Genomic DNA, 19,294 nt, shown 5'->3' with positions numbered 1-19,294 from the left:
GACGCCAAGATTACCGTACGTCACCGAACGGTGACGTTCCGCCGAGTGCCGTCGCGGGCCCGGCGGTCCGCCCCAGGCCCGCGTGGTGCGCTCGCATTCCTGTGGCGAACTCGACGCCCGCGGGGGTGAGTTCATTGGATTCAAGCAGGAGGGGCAGGGCTTCCGCGACCTGTCGGCGGTAGGAATCGTGCCGGGCCCGCGCGGTTGCCCGGGTGCCCGCCGGGAGCCCGGCGCGCGCCGCGACGCGGCCCCAGAAGTCGGCCAGCGCCAGGTGGGCGTAGGTGCCCTGGAGCACGCCCGCGAGCGGGCGCGGATCGGTGCGCCAGGCGACCCGGTAGGCGGCGTACGGCCCCGCGTGGTGCAGCGGCAGCAGGTCGTGCAGCACCGCCAGCTTGCTGTGCTGCGTCTCGTGGACGAGCACGGCGGCGAGTTCGGCGGCGGTGTCCGGCAGGGTGGCGAGCACCGCGCCGGGGGCCGCCCGGAAGGTCGCGCTCACCCCGCGCCCGCCCTGCCCGTGCGGCCCGGCGCGGGCGAGCGGGACCAGGCAGCGCAGCAGGGCCGTGGTCTCCGCGGCGCGCGGCGGATCGGTGGCGCGCAGCAGGGCGAGCGCGGACCGCCACAGCCGGAGCCAGGGTTCGCCGGCGGTCGCGGAGCGGAGCGCGGGCGGCAGCGCGGCGCGGCCGATGCCCCCGGGCGGGGCGCGGTAGGGGTCGAGGTCGTCCAGGAGGGCGGTGGTGCCGGGCAGTCGGCGCAGGCCGTGCCAGCCGGGGCCGGTGCCGTGGATCCGCCCGCCGGTGCGCAGCAGGACGGCGCCCGCGCCCCGCCCCTCGGGCCGCAGGTGCGCGGTGTGCGCGCGGGCGGTGAGCCGGACGGCCGGGGCGGAGGTGGCGAGGACGCCGATGCCGGGCAGGGCGAGCAGGCCGCCCCGGGGGGCGAGGGTGAGGGCGCAGGGGGTGCCGGCGCGGAGCGCGGCCGCGGCGGCGACGGCCCCGAAGTGGCCGAGGCGGCAGGCCGGTCCGGGCGCGGCGGGGGCGAGGGCGCGGGCGAGCCAGGTGCCGACGGCCGGGTAGTCGAGGGTCTCGCGGACGGCGGCCGGGTCCCGTGCCTCGGCGCGCTCCAGCAGCCGCCAGTGCTCCTCGAAGCGCGCGCGGACGGCGGCGGGCACGGCGTACGCGCCCCGGTCCAGCCCGGTCAGCAGGGACTTGAGCAGGATCAGGCGGCGGCTGTGCAGGCCGCGGAGGAGGAGGTCGAGGTCGGCGGGCGCGGAGCGGGTGCGGGCGAGGCGCGCCAGGGCCGCGGGGGCCGGCGCCCCGTTCGCCTCGACGCGCCGCACGGTCATCCCGGCTTCCCCCGCTCCCCCATGTCGTCCGGATCCGGCTCCGCTTCAGTCCCTGTCGGGCGCCTTCCCTCCGGTCGCGTCGTCGCCGCTCGAATACCAGGTCTCCTCGAATTCACCCGGGTCGAGCAGGACTTCCTCGACGGCGGCGCCGAGGGCGGGGTCTTCGGTGTGCCGCAGGGTCCGCAGGTCGACGCCGGTGAGGTCGGGCACCGGCGGCACCCGTTCCGCCGTGTGCGCCTGGTGGGCCGTCGCGGTGCGCTTGAGCTTCGGCACTCTGTGCTCCTCCCTGCCGCCCTCCACCGGCCCGTGGCCCCCGCGGCTGCACGGTTCTTCCCGGGGGCCGTCGGGCGGAAACCCGTTCGGGCGGCGTTCCGGTCACGACTCGCTCAGGCGGGTCGCGCACTCCCGTGTCGCCTGGACCTCGGCCCAGGGGACGTCGGCGTGCCGGGCCGTGAGCTCGCTCCACTCGCGCGCCGCCTCGCGGTAGGCGGCGAGGGCCGCGCGCGGCCGCGCCATGCGTTCGAGCACCTCGCCGTGGCGGTGGGCGGCGCGCGCGGCGAGCACCGAACCGGGCGCCCCGCCGGAGGCGTCACGGGCCTCCCTCAGCGCCGAGGTGAAGGCGGTGACCACGCTGTCGAGGGCCACGGGGCCGCGCGCGTCGTGGAGCGTGAGCCGGGCCGTGCCCAGCTCCAGCCAGGATTCGGCGCGGGTGCCGGCGTCGGGGGCGTGGCGGGCGGCCTGTTCGAGCAGGTGGACGCTCTCGTAGAGGTCGGGCGGGAAGCCCTGCCGCTCGAAGCGCAGGACGAGCGCGCGGCCGAGGAGCAGTTGGACGCGGGGCCGTCCGGGGTCCTTGCCGGGGCTGACCGCGAAGGCTTCCCGGAGCACGGACTCGGCCCGCGCGAGCGTCTCGGAGGCGGGGCCGAGCCGCGCGCGGCGCAGCAGCGACTCGCCCCATTCGGCGAGGAGCGCGCAACGGCAGGGGCTGTAGGGGCCGGTGAGGTCGATCGCCCCGGTGTAGGCGTCGTCCGCCCCGGTCCACGCCTGTGCCGCCGTGCGCGCCCGGGCCAGTTCGGTGAGGCGGCGCAGCCGGAGCGGGTCGTCGGCGGCGAGGCGGCCGGCGCGGTCGAGTACGGCGAGGGTGTCGCCGGTGGGCGCGGCGGCCAGCCGCAGCGCCGTAGCGAGGTCGAGGAGGGCCGCGCACAGCTGGGGTTCGGGGGCGTCGCCGGCCTCCAGGAGGCCGCAGGCGGCGCGGAGTTCGGCGGCGGCGTCGAAGGCGTACGCCCGGGGGTCGGGCGCCGCCTGGGCGAGGGCGAGGAGGATACGGCCCAGGCGCAGGGTGCCGGTGGGGTCGTCGGCGGGGAGGGCGCGCAGGACGCGTTCGGCGGCGAGCAGGTGGGCGGTGTCGCCGTCGTCCTGCCAGCGGGCGTGGTGGGCCGAGGCGAGTTCGAGCGCGGCGTCGGTGTGGGCGGTGCCGCCGGGTTCGGCGTGGTCGTGGGCTTCGGTGAGCAGGGCGACGGCCTCCGTCAGGGTGGCGGTGCGGGCGGTGGCGTCCCGGCGTACGGCTTCGGTGCCGGCGAGGGCCCGGAGGATGCCGCCGAGCACGAGGCGGCCGCGGATGCCCTCGGGGGTGTCCGCGGGCTGCCGCGCGCCGGGGGTGGCGCGCTCGCGGGCGTCGTGCAGGAGGGTGGGATCGGCCTGGAGGTGCCAGAGCCGCAGCAGGCGTTCCGCCTCGCCGAGTCCGCCGTGCTCGCCCGTGCCCGCGGGCAGCGGCTGGTACCAGCGCACCACGCGGGCGGGGACCTCGGCGAACAGCTCGGGCTCGGTGCCGCCGCCGTCCTCGTCGGTCTCCGGGGGCGCCACGTCGTCCGCTTCGGCGGACGGGCCCGCGAGGCGGGCGACGGCGAGCGCGGAGAAGTTGCGGGCGCTCTTGCCGAAGTGCCGCTCGACGTATTCGGAGCAGTGCTTGAGGACGAGCGCGGCCGCGCCCTGGTCGAGGGATTGCAGCAGCATCTCCCGTACGCCGTCGACGAATTCGTACCAGTGGCCGGGGCCCTGGTCCGGGTCCGGGTCGGGCAGCTGCCACAGCAGCCCGCTGAGCAGCACCTCGGCCAGCTCCATGGGCCCGGTGTCGGGCAGCATGGCGCGCTGCACCACCTGCATCACGGGCAGGGCCAGCGGCACGGCGGCCAGGTGCACGGCGAGCCGCAGGGCCCCCGGGGAGGCGGAGGCGCGGAACGCCCGGAGCAGTTCCTCGGCGGTCGGCGCCGGGCCCGTGGCCGGGGCGGGGGGCCGGAGGGCGGGGTGGGCGGGCAGCACCCAGCCCGCCGCCCCGCGGACGGTGGTGCGGCCGGGTCCGGAGAGGAGGCGGGCCCAGGTGCCCAGCGCCTCGCGGGTGGGCAGCAGGACGGGGACGGGCAGGGCGCCGGGCGGTGGCGGGGGCCCGTAGCCCCGGGGGTCGAAGCCGAGCCTGCCGCCGGGGCCGGGGTCGCGGGTGAGCAGCCCGGCGTCGGCGGGCAGGGCGGTGCGCGGCCACAGGCGGGGCGGCAGCGGCTGCACGACGGCGAGCGGCGCGGTCAGCGACCAGTGGTGCAGGAGGCGTTGGGCGCGGCCCTCCTGCCACAGCGGCCCCACGCAGTCGCTGATCACGAGCGTGAGGCGGCGGCCGGTGGGGTCGCGGAACTGGTCGGCGGGGCGCGGGTGGAGGGCGCTGCCGGGCGCCCGGCCGGGGACGGCGGAGGTGCCGACCAGCGGGGTGCCGTCGGCGGCCCGGTGCAGATAGCGCACCTGCACGTCGCTGAAGACGCCCAGCTGGGCGCAGGTCTGCCGCAGCTCCTCCAGCATCCGTTCCCACACGACCATGGACGGGGAGACGTCCATGAGCAACTGCATGGCGGCGGCGCGGCGTTCGCCCCGGCGGTAGAGCGGGTCGAGGACGCCGGTGCGGGCCGCGCGGTCGGCGGTGGCCTCCTCGTCGAGGGGGCCGCGCGGGGGCTCGGCGAGCGGGCGGTAGCCGCGCAGGGGGCGCAGGGCCCGCTGGAGGTCGAGCAGGCCGGGCAGGGACGCGGCCATCGGCACGCGTATGGGGAAGGCGTCCCGGGCCCGCGCCCGCCGCGGCTCCCCGGCGTACAGCGACACGGGGCCCGACCGCTCGGCGTGCCGTACGGGCCGGTCGTCCGCCGGCGCGGGCGGTGTGCCGGGCGCGGCCGCGGGGGCCGTGGTGTCCGCGGCGGGCGATGCGCCGGGGCCCGGCACGGAGGCGGGCTCAGGCCCTGGACCGGCGCCGGGGCAGGCGGCCGGGGTGACCCACTGGGCGAGCCAGACCGCGTCGGCGATCTCCTCGGGCGTGAGGTCCCAGGCCGAGGCCCGCAGGCGGGCGACCAGTTGCCCCAGCCGCGGGTCGGGGGGCGCCGTCATACCTCATCACCTCGGACGGTCCAGTGGCTGCATCAGCATGTCGGCGAGCCGGTCTCGCGTGACCCGTTCGGCACGGGGGGTGTGCTGGGTGAGGAAGAGGGCGTTGAGAAGCTGGTCGGCCGCGATGACCTCGCCGGGCTCCCGGTCGAGGAACCGCTGGATGAGCTCGTCGCCGTCGCTGACCGCCTCGTCGCCGAGGTGGGCTCTGACCATCGCGGTCAGCTGCTCCTCGCCGGGCGGTTCGAGGTCGAGCTGGATGCAGCGGCGCAACAGGGCGGCGGGGAAGTCGCGTTCGCCGTTGGACGTCAGCACGATCAGCGGGAAGGTGGTGCAGCGCACCCGGCCGCCGCTGATCACGGCCCGCCCGCCGTCGTCGGTGAGCACCTCCACCTCGGGCTCGCGGTCGGCGATGCGCTCCAGCTCCGGCAGCGTGAACTCGCCTTCCTCCAGGGCGTTGAGGAGGTCGTTGGGCAGGTCGAGGTCGCCCTTGTCGAGCTCGTCGACGAGCAGCACCCGCGGCCGGCCGGCGGGCAGCAGCGCGGTGCCGAGCGGCCCGAGGCGCACGTACGACCCGATGGACGGGCGCTCGCCGTCCGCCGCGCCGTCGGCGGCCCCGGCGCGCTCCAGCTGGACGTCCTGGAGGCGGGCGATCGCGTCGTAGCGGTAGAGGCCGTCGCGGAGGGCGGAGCGGCTCACGATGGGCCAGCGGAGCACCCGGCCGAGGCCGAGCTCATGGGCGACGGCGTGGGCGAGGGTGGACTTGCCGGTGCCGGGGTTGCCGGTGACCAGGAGCGGGCGGCGGAGGTAGAGGGCGGCGTTGACGGCCTCGACCTCGTCGGGGCGCGGGTGGTGGTTCTCCACCAGCCGGCGCAGCACGCCGAGCCTGCGGGCGGCGCTCGGGTCGGTGTCCGCGCCCGTGTCGGGGCCGGAGGCGGCGAAGTCCCGCCAGGGCGGGGGCGGCGGGAGGCGCCGTATCCCGTCGTGCGGCAGGCCCGCTCCCCGGTAGATGCGCCAGTCGTTCACGCCGGTCTCCTCACAGCTGGTGTCGTCGCCCCGGGGCCTGCTGTGCCGGGTACCCCGTCGGTCCCGGGTCCCCGCTCGAAGGTACCGTCACGGCCACGGGCCGCCGGTTCCCCGCACAGTCTCCTGTCACGTGCTTGACGGTGCGTCATCATGGCGGTCCGGGGCGGAGTACGGGGGCGTACAGCGGGAGGTCCGGCGGGGGCGGGCGGTCCGGCGCGTCGAAGAGCAGGGCAATCGACCGCGCCCAGAGGACCTCGGGGTCGGGGTATTCGGGATCGGCGCAGCGGATGCGGAGGCTGCGGATGCGCCGGTGGAGCCCCGCCGCCGTCTTCGCCTCGCACACGAGTGCCGAGACGTGGCGATGGAATTCGGCGCAATCCGTATGCCCGGTGGCGCATCTGCGCCAGATCACGACGGCGTGCCCGGCGGCCAGCGCGGCGTCCATCGCGGCGGCGCCGGGGCCCGCCGCGACCGGCCCGCAGTAGACGGGCACGGCGGCGTCCTCGGCGCCGGACAGCCGGTCGTAGGCGACCTGGACGCTCTCCCGGCCCGGTCCGTCGTGGCCCCGCGGCAGGGCGTCGCCGCGCAGTGGCACGGCGGACAGCGGGCCGCGCGCGGTGCCGCCCCAGCGGCGCCGCCACTCGGGGCTCGCGGGGTGGTCGCGCCGCCGCCGGTCGCGCAGTACGACGACCCGGCGCTGGCCGAGGGGCAGGGTGTCCGGGTCCATGAAGGAGGGGGCCGAGGTGCCGCCCGCGGCGGGCAGGGCGAGCTGCCAGGAGTCCACGGGTACGTCGAGGAGTTCGCGCGGCACGACGACCTCGACGGCGGCGAGGTGCTCACCCACGTCGCCCTGGCGCACGGCCTGGGCGATCGGCTCGCGCAGCGTCTCCTCCAGCTTCGCGCGGGGCACGCCGCGTTCGCAGCCGCGCAGGGTGACGACGTCGTCCTCGCGGAGCAGTTTGACGCGCCAGGGGTAGCGGTCGTCGTAGAGGAGCTGGTCTATCTCCACGAGCACGTCGGCGCGGGCCCGGGCGTCGGGCACGTCCGGCTCGACCTTCCGGCGCTCGGGCTTGCGCAGCTCGACGGTGCCGGGCGCCGGCTCCCGGCGCGGCTCCTCCGGGCCGGTGGCGCCGCCGTGCAGGATCTGGTGGATCTCGTCGCGGATGACGGGCTCGATGGGCTCCTCGCGCCCGGTCAGCCAGCCGCTCAGCTCGCGCAGCGGCGCCTCGTCGGCGGGGTTCCCGGCGCGGCTGACGGCGGCGGCGACGCGCGCCGCGTAGAGCAGCACGGCCTCCAGCTCCAGATCCCGCTCGGGGGCGCGCGCCTCCTCGTCCCTGAGGTCGTAGAGCAGGCCGACGCCCTCCCGCCAGGTGCGCGGGTCGTGCTCGGTGCCCGGCTGGTACGGCGCCTGGAGCATCCGGCGCTTGACCTCGTCGACCAGCGACATGACCTCGCCGGGCGTGCCGGGCGGCGACAACTCGGCGAGCCGGGCGAAGAGATGTGTGCGCAGGACGGGCGTGAAGCCGCCCGCCCCGGCGGCCCGCAGCGCGTGCTGGAAGCCGGTCCAGCTGCCGCCGGTGCCGACGGTGCGGTAGCGCCGCAGGTGGTGCAGGTCGTGGGCGCGGACGAGCGCGTGCAGCCGGTCCCGGCCGGGTCGTTCGTTGGCTATCCGGCGCAGCGCGGTGACGGGGACGGCGAGCCCGGCGGTGTCCTGGCCGCGCCCTTTGCACACCCCGACGACCGCGCCGCGCGCGACGTCCACGACGGGCCCGCCGGAGCACCCGGCGACGGGTATCTCGCCGCGCAGCAGCATGGCGCTGCCCTCCGGGCCGTCGGTGCCGCTGGCCGTGCCGGTGCCGGAACGCAGGGAGGGCTCGCCGAACTCCGTCGACCAGCCGTGCAGGCTGATCCTGGCGGGCACGACGGCCGAACGGTCGCTGAGCCACAGGCACTCGGCATCGTCGGCGCCCTCGACCTCGACCAGGGCCAGGTCGGGCAGCTTCCAGCTGCGGGGCGGGCGGCCGGGGTCGTCGGGCGGCGGCAGCACCAGGGCGACGCGGCCCTCGGTGGCGCGCTCGCGCCAGTCGGTGATGGCGATGGCCCTGCCTCCGCCGAGCACGTCACCACCCCCCATCCCCACCACATGGGCGCAGGTCAGCACCCATCCCGGGGCGACGAAGAAGCCGCTGCCCCAGAAGTGGGCACCGCTCGGGTCATACCCGCTGCCCGGCGCGGAAATGCGCACGACGGACCGGCGTACGGTCCCGTCCAGGGCGCTCAAGGAGCGCTGGGGGTAGCGGGCGGCTCCGCGGTCGCGGGCCGTGGCTCCCCGCGCTCCGACCAGGTGAGCGAGACGCGGATCGACGCCTTGCCCTCCCCGTCGGCGAGGAGGCTGATGACGTGGCCGGCCTTGGCGGACAGCTCGATGCCGAACTCGACCGTGACCTCCTGCGGCGCGACGGCGGCGAGCGCCGGGCGCAGGGAGCCGACGACGCCGCGCACGACGTCGGTCAGTCCGCCCGCGAGGCCCGCGACGCGCCGGACGGCGTCCCCGGTGCCGCTGTCCACGTATCCTCCGGAGCCCTCTCCGGGCCCCGCCAGCTCCTGTGCCTCGCTGATCCGCGCCCAGACGACCGTGCCGTCGTCCAGGCGCACCTCAGTGATCCCGTCGGCCACGCCGCCACCCCCGATCCCCGCGTCGTGTTGCAGCAGGCTAGTCCTCGGGCGGGACGGGCGCGAGAGGCCGCGGCCGACGCCCCGCATATCCTGGACAGGAATGCAGTTATGCCCCTGGCAGGCGCCGGGCACTCCTGCTGCCGACCCCGACTATCCCTGACGGAGAGCACGTTGTACTTCACCGACCGAGGCATCGAGGAGCTGGAGAACCGGCGCGGCGAGGAAGAGGTCTCCCTCGGCTGGGTCGCCGAGCGGCTGCGCGAGTTCGTCGACCTCAACCCGGACTTCGAGGTCCCGGTGGAGCGCCTGGCGACGTGGCTGGCCCGGCTGGACGACGAGGACGACGACGACCTGTAGGCCCTACGGCGGTGGCCGGGAGCGGGCGCTCAGACCCGCTCGCGCCACCAGTCGTAGGCGAGGGTGAGCGCCCCGTCCAGGGCCAGCACCCCGCCCGCCGCCGCCCAGCCGCGCCGCCCGGAGCGGCGGCCCCAGCAGGCCAGCGACACCCCGGCCACCAGCTCCGCGGCGCCCAGCGCCCGGGCCCGGGGCCCTCGCGTCCACCTCCCGAGGAAGCCGAGCTCCGCCGCGTCGAGACCCGCCCGTACGGCCTCGCGCCAGCCGGGCCAGTCCACCGCCTCCGCGACGGGCAGCGCGGCCGCGCGCAGGCGGGCGGCGCCCGTCCCCGGGGTGAGGCCGGAGGGCAGCGTGAGGCCCGTGCGGGAGAGCACCGCGATCACCCCGAGCACCCGCGCGGCGGCGTCCGCGTCGGGGTCGTGCCGGGTGAGCCCGTCGAGCGCGGCACCGTCGAGCACCGGGTCGAGGCCGACCCTGGCGCGCAGGGCGGTCATGGCGCTCTCCTCGCCGATCGGGGTGCCGTCGGCGGCCCAGGTGTAGCCGGCCGTACGGCGGAAGCCCGCCGCCACCACGAAACCCGCGCCGGTCGCGTCCCACCACAGCCCGACGACGGGCCAGCTCTCGGCCACGGCCAGCGCGTGCGCCCAGCCCGCCGCCGCGGCGGCCGGGTCGGTGCCCTCGGTGCGCCAGGAGTCCTCGCCGGGGATCAGCGCGCTCCACCCGTCGCCCGCGGGGACGAGGAGCAGGGGTTCGTTCAGGAGCTGCGCGGAGGGACGTACGCGGTCGGGCTCGGCCCGGCAGAGCAGCAGGACCCCGGCCGCGCGACTGTGATCAGTTGCGGACATGCGACAACGCTATGCCAAGCCGCGCCCTCGCGACGTCCCCGGCACTTGACGTGACCAGAGCGCGATATATCGTGTTTGAAGAGAGACGCGATAGGTTGCGTTCAGCCGGGCTCCCGTGCCCGCCTCGCGCCATGTCGCGACCGATGTTCCCAGGATCGCCGTATCCAGCCCGTCAAGGAGGCCCGGCATGCCGGCCCAGTCGAAGTGGTCACTGTCCACGCCACAGAAAATCACCTTCGAGGAGCCGGTCACGGCCCTTGCCGTGCGGATCGTCGGCGGCACGGTCAACGTCGTCGGCGACGCCACCGGGCCCGCCCGGCTGGAGCTCTCCGGGATCGACGGGCCGCCGCTGACCGTCACCCTCGAAGCGGGCACACTCACCGTGGCCTACGACGACCTCCCCTGGAAGAACCTCACCAAGTGGTTCTCCCGCAAGAGCTGGGAGCGCACGGTCACCGTCACCCTCACCGTGCCGACCGGCACCGACGTCGAGACCGGCATCGTCGGGGCGAGCGCCGTCGTCTCCAGCATCTCCGGGCGCACGGCCGTCCGCGGTGTCAGCGGCGACGTCACCCTCGTGGGCCTGACCGGCCCGGTCCGGGCCGAGACCGTCTCCGGGCGGCTGGAGGCCCAAGGGCTGGGCGGCGACCTGCACTTCACGTCCGTCTCCGGCGACCTGACCCTCGTCGAGAGCTCGGGCGGCACGGTCAAGGCCGACTCCGTCAGCGGCGACATCGTCGTCGACCTCGCCCCCACGGCCCCCGGGCCGGACCTCACGCTCGGCACCGTCTCCGGCGAGATAGCCATCCGCCTCCCGCGCACCGCGGACACCGAGGTGGACGCCAACACCACCAGCGGGCCGCTCTCCTGCGGCTTCGAGGAGCTGCGCGTCGACGGCCAGTTCGGCGCCAAGAAGATCACCGGTCGGCTCGGCGCGGGCCGCGGCAGGCTCAAGGCCACCAGCGTCTCCGGCGCACTCGCCCTGCTGCGCCGCCCGGAGTCCACCGAGTGGGCCGACAGCACCACCCAGGGAAAGGTCCTCTGATGCCCCCCGTCTTCGCCCACGGCCGGCTGCGGCTCTATCTGCTCAAACTGCTCGACGAGTCGCCCCGCCACGGCTACGAGATCATCCGGCTGCTGGAGGAGCGCTTCCAGGGGCTGTACGCGCCCTCCGCCGGCACCGTCTACCCCCGCCTCGCCAAGCTGGAGGCCGAGGGACTGGTCACCCACTCCACCGAGGGCGGCCGCAAGGTCTACTCCCTCACCCCCGCCGGCCGGGCCGAACTCGCCGACCGCCAGGGGGAGCTGGCCGAGCTGGAGCTCGACATCCGCGAGTCCGTCTCCGCGCTCGCCGCCGACATCCGCGAGGACGTCCGCGGCGCCGCGGGCGACCTCCGGCGCGAGATCCGCGAGGCGGCCCGCCAGAACCGCGCCACGCACAGCGGCTTCGGCGACAGCGAGGCGTGGCGGCAGGCCAAGGAGGAGTTCCGGCACGCGAAGGAGGAGTGGAAGGAGCAGGCCCGCCGGGCGAAGGAGGAGAGCCGCCGGGCCCGCCAGGACGCCCAGCAGGCCCGCCGCCAGGCGAAGCAGGCCCAGGACCACGCGCGCGAGGAGGTCCGCCGCATTTCCCAGCGCGTGCAGGAAGAGGTCCAGGAGCACGTCCGCCACGGCGACTGGCCCAAGGGCATCGTCGAGGGCATCACCGCCCTCACCCAGGAACTGGGCGGCCTGGCCGGGGGCCGCGCCGCTCCCCCTGCCCCCGCTCCGGGATGGGCGTCCGCTCCCGACTCCCTCTCCAAGGATCCGGGGCGCGATCTGGACCGCCTTCTCGACCGCTTCCGCGACGAGATCCGCGACGCGGCGCGGGATGGCGGGGTGACGGTGGATCAACTCTCCGCCGTGCGGGCCGTTCTGGCGGAGGCGGCGGGGCGGATCGCGTCCGAGCTTGCGCCGCCGCGGGCTTGAGCGGAGGTATGCGCCTCGGCCCCCGACTGCGGATCCGTTGCCGCCTGCGGCGGGCTTCTTCCCCAGCCCCGCCCCTTCCCGGCTACCTCGACGATGCGATTCCTCCGCGGGGGGGGTTTGCCCCCAAGACCCCACAACACGGCTCCACCGCTTTTTCCCCACGCGCCGGACGGGCTGGATATCCAGCCCGTCCGGCGCTTGAGGCCGCGCCCGCAGGGCGCTCCCGCCGCAGGCGGCAACGAACCCGCACCCGGAAGGCCGACGCACCCGCCGTCAGGCGCCCCGCACCGTCACCACCACCCGCCCCCCACCCCACGCCCGAACGAAAAGCCGCCGCCCCACCCGATCCGCGGAAGCCCCCACCACAGACACCCGCCACCCCCACGAAGCAGCCGGCAAGGACACCACGGAAACCCCCGCCCCCACCCCCTCGTACGCGAGCCGGTACACACCCGCCCCGTAGGACTCCCCCGACACCCGCCCCGCCACCGCCTCCGCGTACGGCCGCACCAGGCGCCCCTTGCTCGCGGGGAAGCGGCCGGCCTCGTCGACGGCGCAGTATCCGCCCCCGTAGCACCACACATAGGCCGCCCACCCGGACGCGTAGCGCGAGAGGGAGGCCAGCGCGTCGTCGTAGAAACGCGGCATGTTGGGGAGGGCGGAGTCGAGCGGCCCCCACTCTCCGATCACGACGGGGACGTGCTGCTCGCGCGGGTAGCGGGTCACGGCGGACTCGTACGCCTCGATCCAGTGGGCGGCCGGGTCGTAGTCCCGGCCGGACTCCATCGCGGTGTTGTAGAAGTGCGGGGCGTAGACGACCTTCGGGTCGTGGACGCGGCCGAGGCCGGTGGGGACGGCCTCACCGACCACGGGGGTCGGTTCCACGAAGAGGTGGTGGCGCCGGTCGGCGCGGCGGACCGCCGCCGCGAGGCGGTTGTACATCGGGGTCAGCTGGTCCCGTTCGATGCGGCGGGCCGCGGCCGGCAGGTCCTCGCCGGAACGCGGCTTGCCCATCGGCTCGTTGATCAGGTCGTAGCCGAACACGGCGGGGTGGCGGCCGAGTCGGCCGGCGAGCAGCCGCCACATCCGGGCCTGGGCGAGGCGCAGGTCGGCGTCCTCGTAGAGGTGCTCGAAGGCGGCCTGCACGGCGGGCTCGTAGTATTCGCCGAACCAGTCGCCGGGGTGCGGGACGTACGGCAGACCGTCGGTGCGCGTGGCCCACTCGGGGATGCCCCGGTGGCCGCCGAAGGCGGGCCCGAAGACGTCCTGGTGGGCGTCGATCACGACCCGGACGCGGTAGCGGTGCGCCCAGTCCAGGATCCGTTCGATCCGGCGGAGGTAGCGCTCGCTGTACTGCCCGGGCCGTGGCTCCAGGTCGTCCCAGAAGACCAGCAGCCGCGCCAGGCCGAACCCGGCGGCGGCCATGTCGCGGAAGTGCCGTTCGGTGATGCCGGTGAGGGCGTCGGCGCCGCGGTGGGTCTTGTCCTCGACGTTCCAGCCGCGCAGGTCGAGGACCCGCCCGCGCTCGTCGGTCAGCCGCGGGACCGCGTCCGCGTCCGCCGCACGGGCCACGGCGCTGCCCGGGGCGAGGAGGCCCAGCACCGCGGCGAGCGCGGTCACCGTCGCTCGCAGCCTGCGCACGGGCCTCCCCCATGGGGCTAGACGGTCAGGACCACCTTGCCGAACAGATCGCCGCCGGCCATCTTCTCGAAGCCCTCCCGCGCCCGGTCAAGGGGCAGGACGGAGTCGATCACCGGCCGTACGCCGGTGGCCGCGCAGAAGCTCAGCAGGCCGGCCAGCTCCTCCTTGCTGCCCATGGTGGAGCCGACGACCTTCAGTTCGAGGAAGAAGATGCGGTTGAGCTCGGCCGACGCGGGGCTCTGGCCGCTGGTGGCACCGGAGATGACGAGCGTCCCGCCGGGCTTGAGCGACTTGACGGAGTGCGACCAGGTGGCGGCGCCCACCGTCTCGATGACGGCGTCGACGCGGTGCGGCAGCCGGGCCCCCGGCTCGAACGCGCCCTCCGCGCCCAGTTCCACGGCGCGCCGCCGCTTGGCCTCGTCACGGCTGGTGGCGAACACCCGCAGCCCGGCCGCGGCCCCGAGCGCGATCGCCGCGGTGGCCACGCCACCGCCCGCGCCCTGGACGAGGACGCTGTCGCCGGGGCGTACGTCCGCGTTGGTGAACAGCATGCGGTACGCGGTCAGCCACGCGGTCGGCAGGCAGGCGGCCTCCTCGAAGGAGAGCTCCTTCGGCTTCGGCAGGACGTTCCAGGCGGGGACGGCCACGCGCTCGGCGAACGTGCCCTGATAGCGCTCGGTGAGGATCGTGCGCGGCTCGCGCGGGCCCACGCCGTGCCCGGTCTGGCCGATGACGGAGTGGACGACGACCTCGTTGCCGTCCGCGTCCAGACCGGCGGCGTCGCAGCCGAGGATCATCGGCAGCGCTTCCTCACCGAGCCCGACGCCGCGCAGCGACCACAGGTCGTGATGGTTGAGCGAGGCGGCCTTGACGTTGACCACGGTCCACCCCGGGGGTGCCGCGGGCTCGGGGCGCTCGCCCAACTGCAGGCCGTTGAGGGGGGCGTCGCGGTCGATGCGGGTGGCGTAGGCGGCGAACATGATCCGAACCTAGCGTCGGGGGTGGGGCCGGTGGAACCACGCGACGCTGTGACGCGCGCCCCAGCGGACGTTGCCGCGTGCGGGTCGGTTGTGCGGGTGAGCCCCCAGACCCCGCAACACGCTTCGCGCGTTGTCCTCAAACGCCGGACGGGCTGAATGCGCCGGCTACGGTCCACACATCCAGCCCGTCCGGCGATTGAGGACGCGTCCGAAGGACGCTCCCGCCGCAGGCGGCAACGAAACCCGCGGCCGGGGGCCTGGGGCACGCGCCCCCCACGCGGCGGAGCCGCACATCAGATGCAGCCGGGAAGGGGCGGGGTGGGGAAAGGCCCGCCGCAGGCGCAGCCGAGCCGCAGCCACACGGCGGGCCCCACCCCACAGATCAGCCCCGAGCCACACCCTCCGCCCGAGCCGCCGCCGCGACAGCCGCGGTCACAGCGGGAGCGACCCGCTCGTCGAACGGCGAAGGAATGACGCACTCGGCACTGAGCTCATCCGCCACCACCGCGGCCAGCGCCTCCGCCGCGGCGAGCTTCATGCCCTCGGTGATCCGCGAGGCCCGCACCTGGAGCGCACCCGCGAAGATCCCGGGGAAGGCGAGGACGTTGTTGATCTGGTTGGGATAGTCGCTGCGGCCCGTGGCGACGACGGCCGCGTACTTGCGCGCGACATCCGGGTGGATCTCCGGCGTCGGGTTGGCCATGGCGAAGATCAGCGCGTTCTCGGCCATGGTGGCGACGGCCGGCTCCGGGACCGTACCGCCGGAGACGCCGATGAAGACGTCCGCGCCCGCGAGCGCCGTCTCCAGGGAGCCGGAGAGCCCGGCCTTGTTGGTGAAGCCGGCGAGTTCGCGCTTGACCGGGTTGAGGTCCTCGCGGTCCGTGGAGACGATGCCCTTGCGGTCGCACACCGCGACGTCGCCGATGCCCGCCTCCACGAGGATCTTGGCGATGGCCACACCGGCCGCGCCGGCGCCGGAGATGACGGCGCGCAGGCGGCCGAGCGGACGCTCGGTGAGCGTGGCCGCGTTGCGCAGCGCGGCGAGGGTGACGACGGCGGTGCCGTGCTGGTCGTCGTGGAAGACCGGGATGTCCACCCGCTCCTGGAGCTTGCGCTCGATCTCGAAGCAGCGCGGCGCGGAGATGTCCTCCAGGTTGACGCCGCCGAAGGAGGGCGCGAGCCGGGCGACGGTCTCGACGATCTCGTCGACCTCCCGGCAGTCGAGCGCGATCGGCACCGCGTCGACGCCGCCGAACTGCTTGAAGAGGATCGCCTTGCCCTCCATCACGGGCAACGACGCCTCCGGCCCGATGTCACCGAGCCCGAGCACCGCGCTGCCGTCCGTGACGACCGCGACGACCTTGGACTTCCAGGTGTAGTCGTGGACGAGCTCCGGCTGTTCGGCGATGGCGCTGCAGACCTTGGCCACGCCTGGCGTGTAGGCGAGGGACAGATCGTCCCGGTCGCGCACGGGCACGGTCGCCTGGATGGCCATCTTGCCACCACGGTGCAGCGCGAAGGCCGGATCGAAGAGCTCGTCCTGAGCTTCGTCCGCACCGTGGGCGCCGCGAGGATTCACAATCTCCGCTGCCACTTTTATTGACCCCTTTGTCGAATAAGTGTCGAGGGTAGCCGCCCGAGGTAGCGGACCGCCGGGCGCGCCGCACATGCGCCCTGGAGCCCCGGGTCCGGGGGTATGGCTGATCTTTCTACCTGATGAGCGCCGCGGCCGCCGTGTGAGTTCCCGGACTCCGTCGGGTCGCGGCACCGCACAAGCACGTCGAAAGCGTGTCGACTGGTGCCGGAAGTCCATGGGGTGAGACAAGAGGTGCGTGATATGGGTCTCGCACCGCGGCCGCGGGCCGAAGCCCGGTAGTACGAACCGGCCTGGTAGCGCACGGGGATCGCCCGTTATCCGATTTTGACATAGCAGGCCCCCCGAACGGTGCAGTCCAGATGGCAAGATGCCCAAATCACACGAGGTCGCGAACACCCGATGGTGTGTGCTTGCGCCCCCGTATGTCTCCCCGTGTGAAACCTGTGTGACCAGCAGTGTGACCAGTCGGCTATCCCCTCACCAGCAGGAGGAACCAGCAATGACCGCAAGCACCACCCCCCGCCCGGCTGCCGCCAGGAGTCGTTTGGCCGCCGCCGGCGCGATCGCGGTCGTCGGCGCCCTGCTGCTGACCGGCTGTGGCGACCAGCGGAACAAGCACGGCGGGTCCGGGCAGGGCGCCGCGGGCTCCACGGCCCCGCTCTTCGCCAAACTGCCCGAGGAGATCCAGGCGACGAAGGTCATCAAGGTCGGGTCCGACATCGCCTATCCGCCGGTGGAGTTCAAGAAGGACGGCAAGACCGTCGGGATCGACCCGGATATCGCCGACGCCCTGGGCAAGGAACTCGGCGTGCGGTTCGAGTTCGACAACGGCACCTTCGACGCACTGCTGACCGGTCTGCGCTCCAAGCGTTACAACATCGCGATGTCGGCGATGACGGACTCCAAGGACCGCCAGAACGGCATGGACCCGAAGACGGGCAAGAAGGTGACCGAAGGCGTCGATTTCGTCGACTACTTCACCGCCGGCGTCTCCATCTACACCAAGAAGGGCGACACCAAGGGGATCTCGTCCTGGGACGACCTCTGCGGCAAGAAGATCGCCGTGCAGCGCGGCACCGTCTCCAACGACCTGGCGAAGTCCGAGTCCGACAAGTGCGACAAGGCGGGCAAGGGTGGCATCAGCATCGAGGCGTTCGACACCGACGTGGAGGCGCAGACCCGCCTGAAGGCCGGCGGCGTCGACGCGGTCTCCAGCGACTTCCCCGTCGCGGCCTACGCGGTGAAGACCGCGGGCGGCGGCAACGACTTCGAGACGGTCGGCGACCAGGTGCAGGCGGCGCCTTACGGCATCGCCGTGCCCAAGGAGGCCGCCCAGCTGCGGGACGCCCTCAAGGCCGCCCTTGACGCGATCATCAAGAACGGTACGTACGAAAAGGTCCTCAAGACCTGGGGCGTCGAGGCCGGCGCGGTCAAGGAAGCCAAGATCAACGGCGGTTCCTGACCCGGCCGCCCCGGGCCGTCGCCGCCGCGCCGCCGCCCCTCCCCCTGGGCGGACGGTCTCCCCCGCCGCACGCGCGGCGGACGGCCCGCCCGGCGCCCCCCTTTCCTCCCCCGATACGGACCGCTGAAAGGCCATACCGTGACTGCTGCACCCGAAAAGACGGGGCCCGCCGACGCCCCGCCCCCCGGTCGTGAGCCGGAGACCATCAAGGCCATTCCGGTGCGGCACTACGGGCGGTGGATCTCCGCCGTCGTGGTGCTCGCGCTGCTGGGTCTGCTGGTCAACGCCTTCGCCGGCGCGAAGGTGAACTACCACGCGATCCCGGACTACTTGTTCGACTCCTCGGTCCTCACCGGCCTCGGCAAGACCGTCCTGATCTCGGTGCTCGCCATGCTGCTGGGCCTGGTGCTCGGCATCGTGCTCGCGGTGATGCGGCTGTCGAAGAACCCGGTGACCTCGTCGGTCTCCTGGGCCTACATCTGGTTCTTCCGCGGCACCCCGGTCTACGTCCAGCTGCTGCTCTGGTTCAACCTCGCGCTGATCTTCCCGGAGATCAACCTCGGCTTCATCTACCGCGACTACACGAGTTCCTTCATGACGCCCTTCATGGCCGCGCTGCTCGGCCTCGGGCTCAACGAGGCCGCGTACATGTCGGAGATCGTCCGGGCCGGCATCCAGTCCGTCGACGAGGGGCAGACCGAGGCGTCGCACGCGCTCGGCATGAGCCAGGGCAAGACGCTGCGCCGGGTCGTGCTGCCGCAGGCGATGCGCGTCATCGTGCCGCCGACCGGCAACGAGTTCATCAACATGCTCAAGACCTCGTCGCTGGCGGCGAGCGCGGCGCAGTATCTGGAACTGCTGCGCTCCACCTCCGACATCGGGCAGACCACGGGTGCCACGGTGGAGATGCTCTTCCTCGCCGCGACCTGGTACCTGATCCTGACCAGCGTGTTCAGCGTCGGCCAGTTCTATCTGGAGCGGTACTACGCGCGCGGCTCGCTGCGCAGCCTGCCGCTCACCCCCTGGCAGAAGGTCCGGGCCAATCTGGCGGCGGTCGGCCAGCGCTCCAAGGAAGGCGTCAGCGCATGAACGCGATGGTGAAGGCCGAGGGCGTGCACAAGTCCTTCGGCGCAGCGCACATCCTCAAGGGGATCGACCTGGAGGTCGCCCAGGGTGAGGTGTTCTGCCTGATCGGCCCGTCGGGCTCGGGCAAGTCCACCTTCCTGCGGTGCATCAACCACCTGGAGAAGATCAACGCCGGGCGGCTGTACGTCGACGGCGAGCTGGTCGGCTACCGGCAGAAGGGCGACAAGCTCTACGAGCTCAAGGACAGCGAGGTGGCCCGCAACCGCCGGGACATCGGCATGGTCTTCCAGCGCTTCAACCTCTTCCCGCACATGACGGCGCTGGCCAATGTGATGGAGGCGCCGATCCAGGTGAAGGGCGAGTCCAAGGCGGCGGCCAAGGAGCGGGCCGTGAAGCTGCTGGACCGGGTGGGCCTGGCCGACAAGGCCGGGAACTACCCCTCCCAGCTCTCCGGCGGCCAGCAGCAGCGGGTGGCGATCGCCCGCGCGCTGGCCATGGAGCCGAAGCTGATGCTCTTCGACGAGCCGACCTCGGCCCTCGACCCGGAGCTGGTGGGTGATGTCCTGGACGTCATGCGCGGGCTCGCCGAGGACGGCATGACGATGATCGTCGTCACCCACGAGATGGGCTTCGCCCGGGAGGTGGGCGACGCGCTGGTCTTCATGGACGACGGCGTGGTGGTGGAATCCGGCCACCCGCGCGACGTGCTCACCAATCCCCAGCACGACCGCACGAAGTCGTTCCTGTCGAAGGTGCTGTAGGGGCTGCGGGGGTCCTGGAGGCGGTGGTGCGGGCGGCCCGTCACCACCGCCTCGGCTTTTGCCCCGAGCTTTGTAATACCCTCGATGGAGAGACGGCTATTACGTTTGCCGGGCGCCCGGAAAAAGCCCGTCGGACCGCCGCCCGCACCAC

16 protein-coding genes are annotated in these 19,294 nt (G+C 74.2%); 6 read left to right on the top strand and 10 right to left on the bottom strand.

All coding sequences use genetic code 11. The features are described 5' to 3' along the window. Nucleotides 1-10: 10 nt before the first annotated feature. From ACZ4A5_RS21215 to ACZ4A5_RS21190, 6 genes are all read right to left on the bottom strand, one after another. Nucleotides 11-1,339, bottom strand: a complete 1,329-nt coding sequence (locus ACZ4A5_RS21215) for an aKG-HExxH-type peptide beta-hydroxylase (RefSeq protein WP_467586110.1) — start codon at nucleotides 1,337-1,339, stop codon at nucleotides 11-13. A gap of 45 nt (nucleotides 1,340-1,384) precedes the next feature. Then, nucleotides 1,385-1,612: a hypothetical protein gene (locus ACZ4A5_RS21210; RefSeq protein ID WP_398870466.1), complete on the bottom strand. Its 228-nt coding sequence runs from the start codon at nucleotides 1,610-1,612 to the stop codon at nucleotides 1,385-1,387. A 102-nt stretch (nucleotides 1,613-1,714) separates the two neighbouring features. Beyond that, nucleotides 1,715-4,753, bottom strand: a complete 3,039-nt coding sequence (locus tag ACZ4A5_RS21205) for an SAV_2336 N-terminal domain-related protein (RefSeq protein ID WP_467586106.1) — start codon at nucleotides 4,751-4,753, stop codon at nucleotides 1,715-1,717. Nucleotides 4,754-4,759: 6 nt separating this feature from the next. Then, the gene (locus ACZ4A5_RS21200) at nucleotides 4,760-5,776 is read right to left on the bottom strand and encodes an AAA family ATPase (RefSeq protein ID WP_467586103.1); all 1,017 of its coding nucleotides are present in this window, start codon (nucleotides 5,774-5,776) and stop codon (nucleotides 4,760-4,762) included. 148 nt (nucleotides 5,777-5,924) lie between these two features. Further along, nucleotides 5,925-8,021, bottom strand: a complete 2,097-nt coding sequence (locus tag ACZ4A5_RS21195) for a VMAP-C domain-containing protein (RefSeq protein WP_467586100.1) — start codon at nucleotides 8,019-8,021, stop codon at nucleotides 5,925-5,927. 32 nt (nucleotides 8,022-8,053) lie between these two features. Then, a complete protein-coding gene (locus ACZ4A5_RS21190; protein ID WP_467586097.1) occupies nucleotides 8,054-8,452 on the bottom strand; it encodes a CU044_2847 family protein in 399 nt (132 codons plus the stop codon). Nucleotides 8,453-8,623: 171 nt separating this feature from the next. Here ACZ4A5_RS21190 and ACZ4A5_RS21185 point away from each other — a divergent pair, with 171 nt between their 5' ends. Continuing rightward, on the top strand, nucleotides 8,624-8,809 hold the full coding sequence (locus tag ACZ4A5_RS21185; RefSeq protein ID WP_301892376.1) for a DUF6104 family protein: 186 nt from the start codon (nucleotides 8,624-8,626) through the stop codon (nucleotides 8,807-8,809). Between the two features lie 29 nt (nucleotides 8,810-8,838). On the opposite strand, the gene ACZ4A5_RS21180 is transcribed toward ACZ4A5_RS21185, so the two are convergent. Then, nucleotides 8,839-9,651: a hypothetical protein gene (locus tag ACZ4A5_RS21180; RefSeq protein ID WP_467586094.1), complete on the bottom strand. Its 813-nt coding sequence runs from the start codon at nucleotides 9,649-9,651 to the stop codon at nucleotides 8,839-8,841. Nucleotides 9,652-9,838: 187 nt separating this feature from the next. Here ACZ4A5_RS21180 and ACZ4A5_RS21175 point away from each other — a divergent pair, with 187 nt between their 5' ends. Together ACZ4A5_RS21175 and ACZ4A5_RS21170 are read left to right on the top strand one after the other, a co-directional pair. Continuing rightward, complete coding sequence (locus ACZ4A5_RS21175) at nucleotides 9,839-10,696, top strand: DUF4097 family beta strand repeat-containing protein (protein WP_467586092.1); 858 nt, start codon at nucleotides 9,839-9,841, stop codon at nucleotides 10,694-10,696. After that, nucleotides 10,696-11,616, top strand: coding sequence for a PadR family transcriptional regulator (locus ACZ4A5_RS21170; protein ID WP_467586089.1), 921 nt, complete (start codon nucleotides 10,696-10,698; stop codon nucleotides 11,614-11,616). The genes ACZ4A5_RS21175 and ACZ4A5_RS21170 overlap by 1 nt, the downstream gene beginning before the upstream one ends. Nucleotides 11,617-11,889: 273 nt before the next feature. Here ACZ4A5_RS21170 and ACZ4A5_RS21165 read toward each other — a convergent pair whose 3' ends face one another. The 3 genes from ACZ4A5_RS21165 to ACZ4A5_RS21155 all read right to left on the bottom strand — a co-directional run bounded on the left by ACZ4A5_RS21165 (nucleotide 11,890) and on the right by ACZ4A5_RS21155 (nucleotide 15,831). Further along, nucleotides 11,890-13,257: a glycoside hydrolase family 5 protein gene (locus tag ACZ4A5_RS21165; RefSeq protein ID WP_467586086.1), complete on the bottom strand. Its 1,368-nt coding sequence runs from the start codon at nucleotides 13,255-13,257 to the stop codon at nucleotides 11,890-11,892. A 17-nt stretch (nucleotides 13,258-13,274) separates the two neighbouring features. Beyond that, a complete protein-coding gene (locus tag ACZ4A5_RS21160; protein ID WP_467586083.1) occupies nucleotides 13,275-14,237 on the bottom strand; it encodes a zinc-binding dehydrogenase in 963 nt (320 codons plus the stop codon). 382 nt (nucleotides 14,238-14,619) lie between these two features. Then, nucleotides 14,620-15,831, bottom strand: coding sequence for an NAD(P)-dependent malic enzyme (locus ACZ4A5_RS21155; protein ID WP_467586080.1), 1,212 nt, complete (start codon nucleotides 15,829-15,831; stop codon nucleotides 14,620-14,622). 502 nt (nucleotides 15,832-16,333) lie between these two features. Here ACZ4A5_RS21155 and ACZ4A5_RS21150 point away from each other — a divergent pair. From ACZ4A5_RS21150 to ACZ4A5_RS21140, 3 genes are all read left to right on the top strand, one after another. Next, nucleotides 16,334-17,296, top strand: a complete 963-nt coding sequence (locus ACZ4A5_RS21150) for an ABC transporter substrate-binding protein (RefSeq protein WP_467586078.1) — start codon at nucleotides 16,334-16,336, stop codon at nucleotides 17,294-17,296. A 138-nt stretch (nucleotides 17,297-17,434) separates the two neighbouring features. After that, nucleotides 17,435-18,385 (top strand): amino acid ABC transporter permease, encoded by a 951-nt coding sequence (locus ACZ4A5_RS21145; protein WP_467586075.1) that lies wholly within the window; start codon nucleotides 17,435-17,437, stop codon nucleotides 18,383-18,385. Beyond that, a complete protein-coding gene (locus ACZ4A5_RS21140) occupies nucleotides 18,382-19,143 on the top strand; it encodes an amino acid ABC transporter ATP-binding protein (protein ID WP_366008295.1) in 762 nt (253 codons plus the stop codon). Before ACZ4A5_RS21145 ends, ACZ4A5_RS21140 begins: the two co-directional genes overlap by 4 nt. The last annotated feature ends 151 nt before the right edge of the window (nucleotides 19,144-19,294 follow it).

This window comes from Streptomyces sp. NPDC025618, assembly GCF_055558795.1.
Note: the sequence above shows the minus strand (reverse complement) of the source record. Positions and strands in the feature narration are given on the sequence as shown.

What these genes read in the sequence shown, in the direction of transcription:
- ACZ4A5_RS21215 (WP_467586110.1), bottom strand. Translation starts at nt 1,339, where the DNA reads ATGACCGTGCGGCGCGTCGAGGCGAACGGGGCGCCGGCCCCCGCGGCC.
- ACZ4A5_RS21205 (WP_467586106.1), bottom strand. Translation starts at nt 4,753, where the DNA reads ATGACGGCGCCCCCCGACCCGCGGCTGGGGCAACTGGTCGCCCGCCTG.
- ACZ4A5_RS21180 (WP_467586094.1), bottom strand. Translation starts at nt 9,651, where the DNA reads ATGTCCGCAACTGATCACAGTCGCGCGGCCGGGGTCCTGCTGCTCTGC.
- ACZ4A5_RS21175 (WP_467586092.1), top strand. Translation starts at nt 9,839, where the DNA reads ATGCCGGCCCAGTCGAAGTGGTCACTGTCCACGCCACAGAAAATCACC.
- ACZ4A5_RS21170 (WP_467586089.1), top strand. Translation starts at nt 10,696, where the DNA reads ATGCCCCCCGTCTTCGCCCACGGCCGGCTGCGGCTCTATCTGCTCAAA.
- ACZ4A5_RS21160 (WP_467586083.1), bottom strand. Translation starts at nt 14,237, where the DNA reads ATGTTCGCCGCCTACGCCACCCGCATCGACCGCGACGCCCCCCTCAAC.
- ACZ4A5_RS21150 (WP_467586078.1), top strand. Translation starts at nt 16,334, where the DNA reads ATGACCGCAAGCACCACCCCCCGCCCGGCTGCCGCCAGGAGTCGTTTG.
- ACZ4A5_RS21140 (WP_366008295.1), top strand. Translation starts at nt 18,382, where the DNA reads ATGAACGCGATGGTGAAGGCCGAGGGCGTGCACAAGTCCTTCGGCGCA.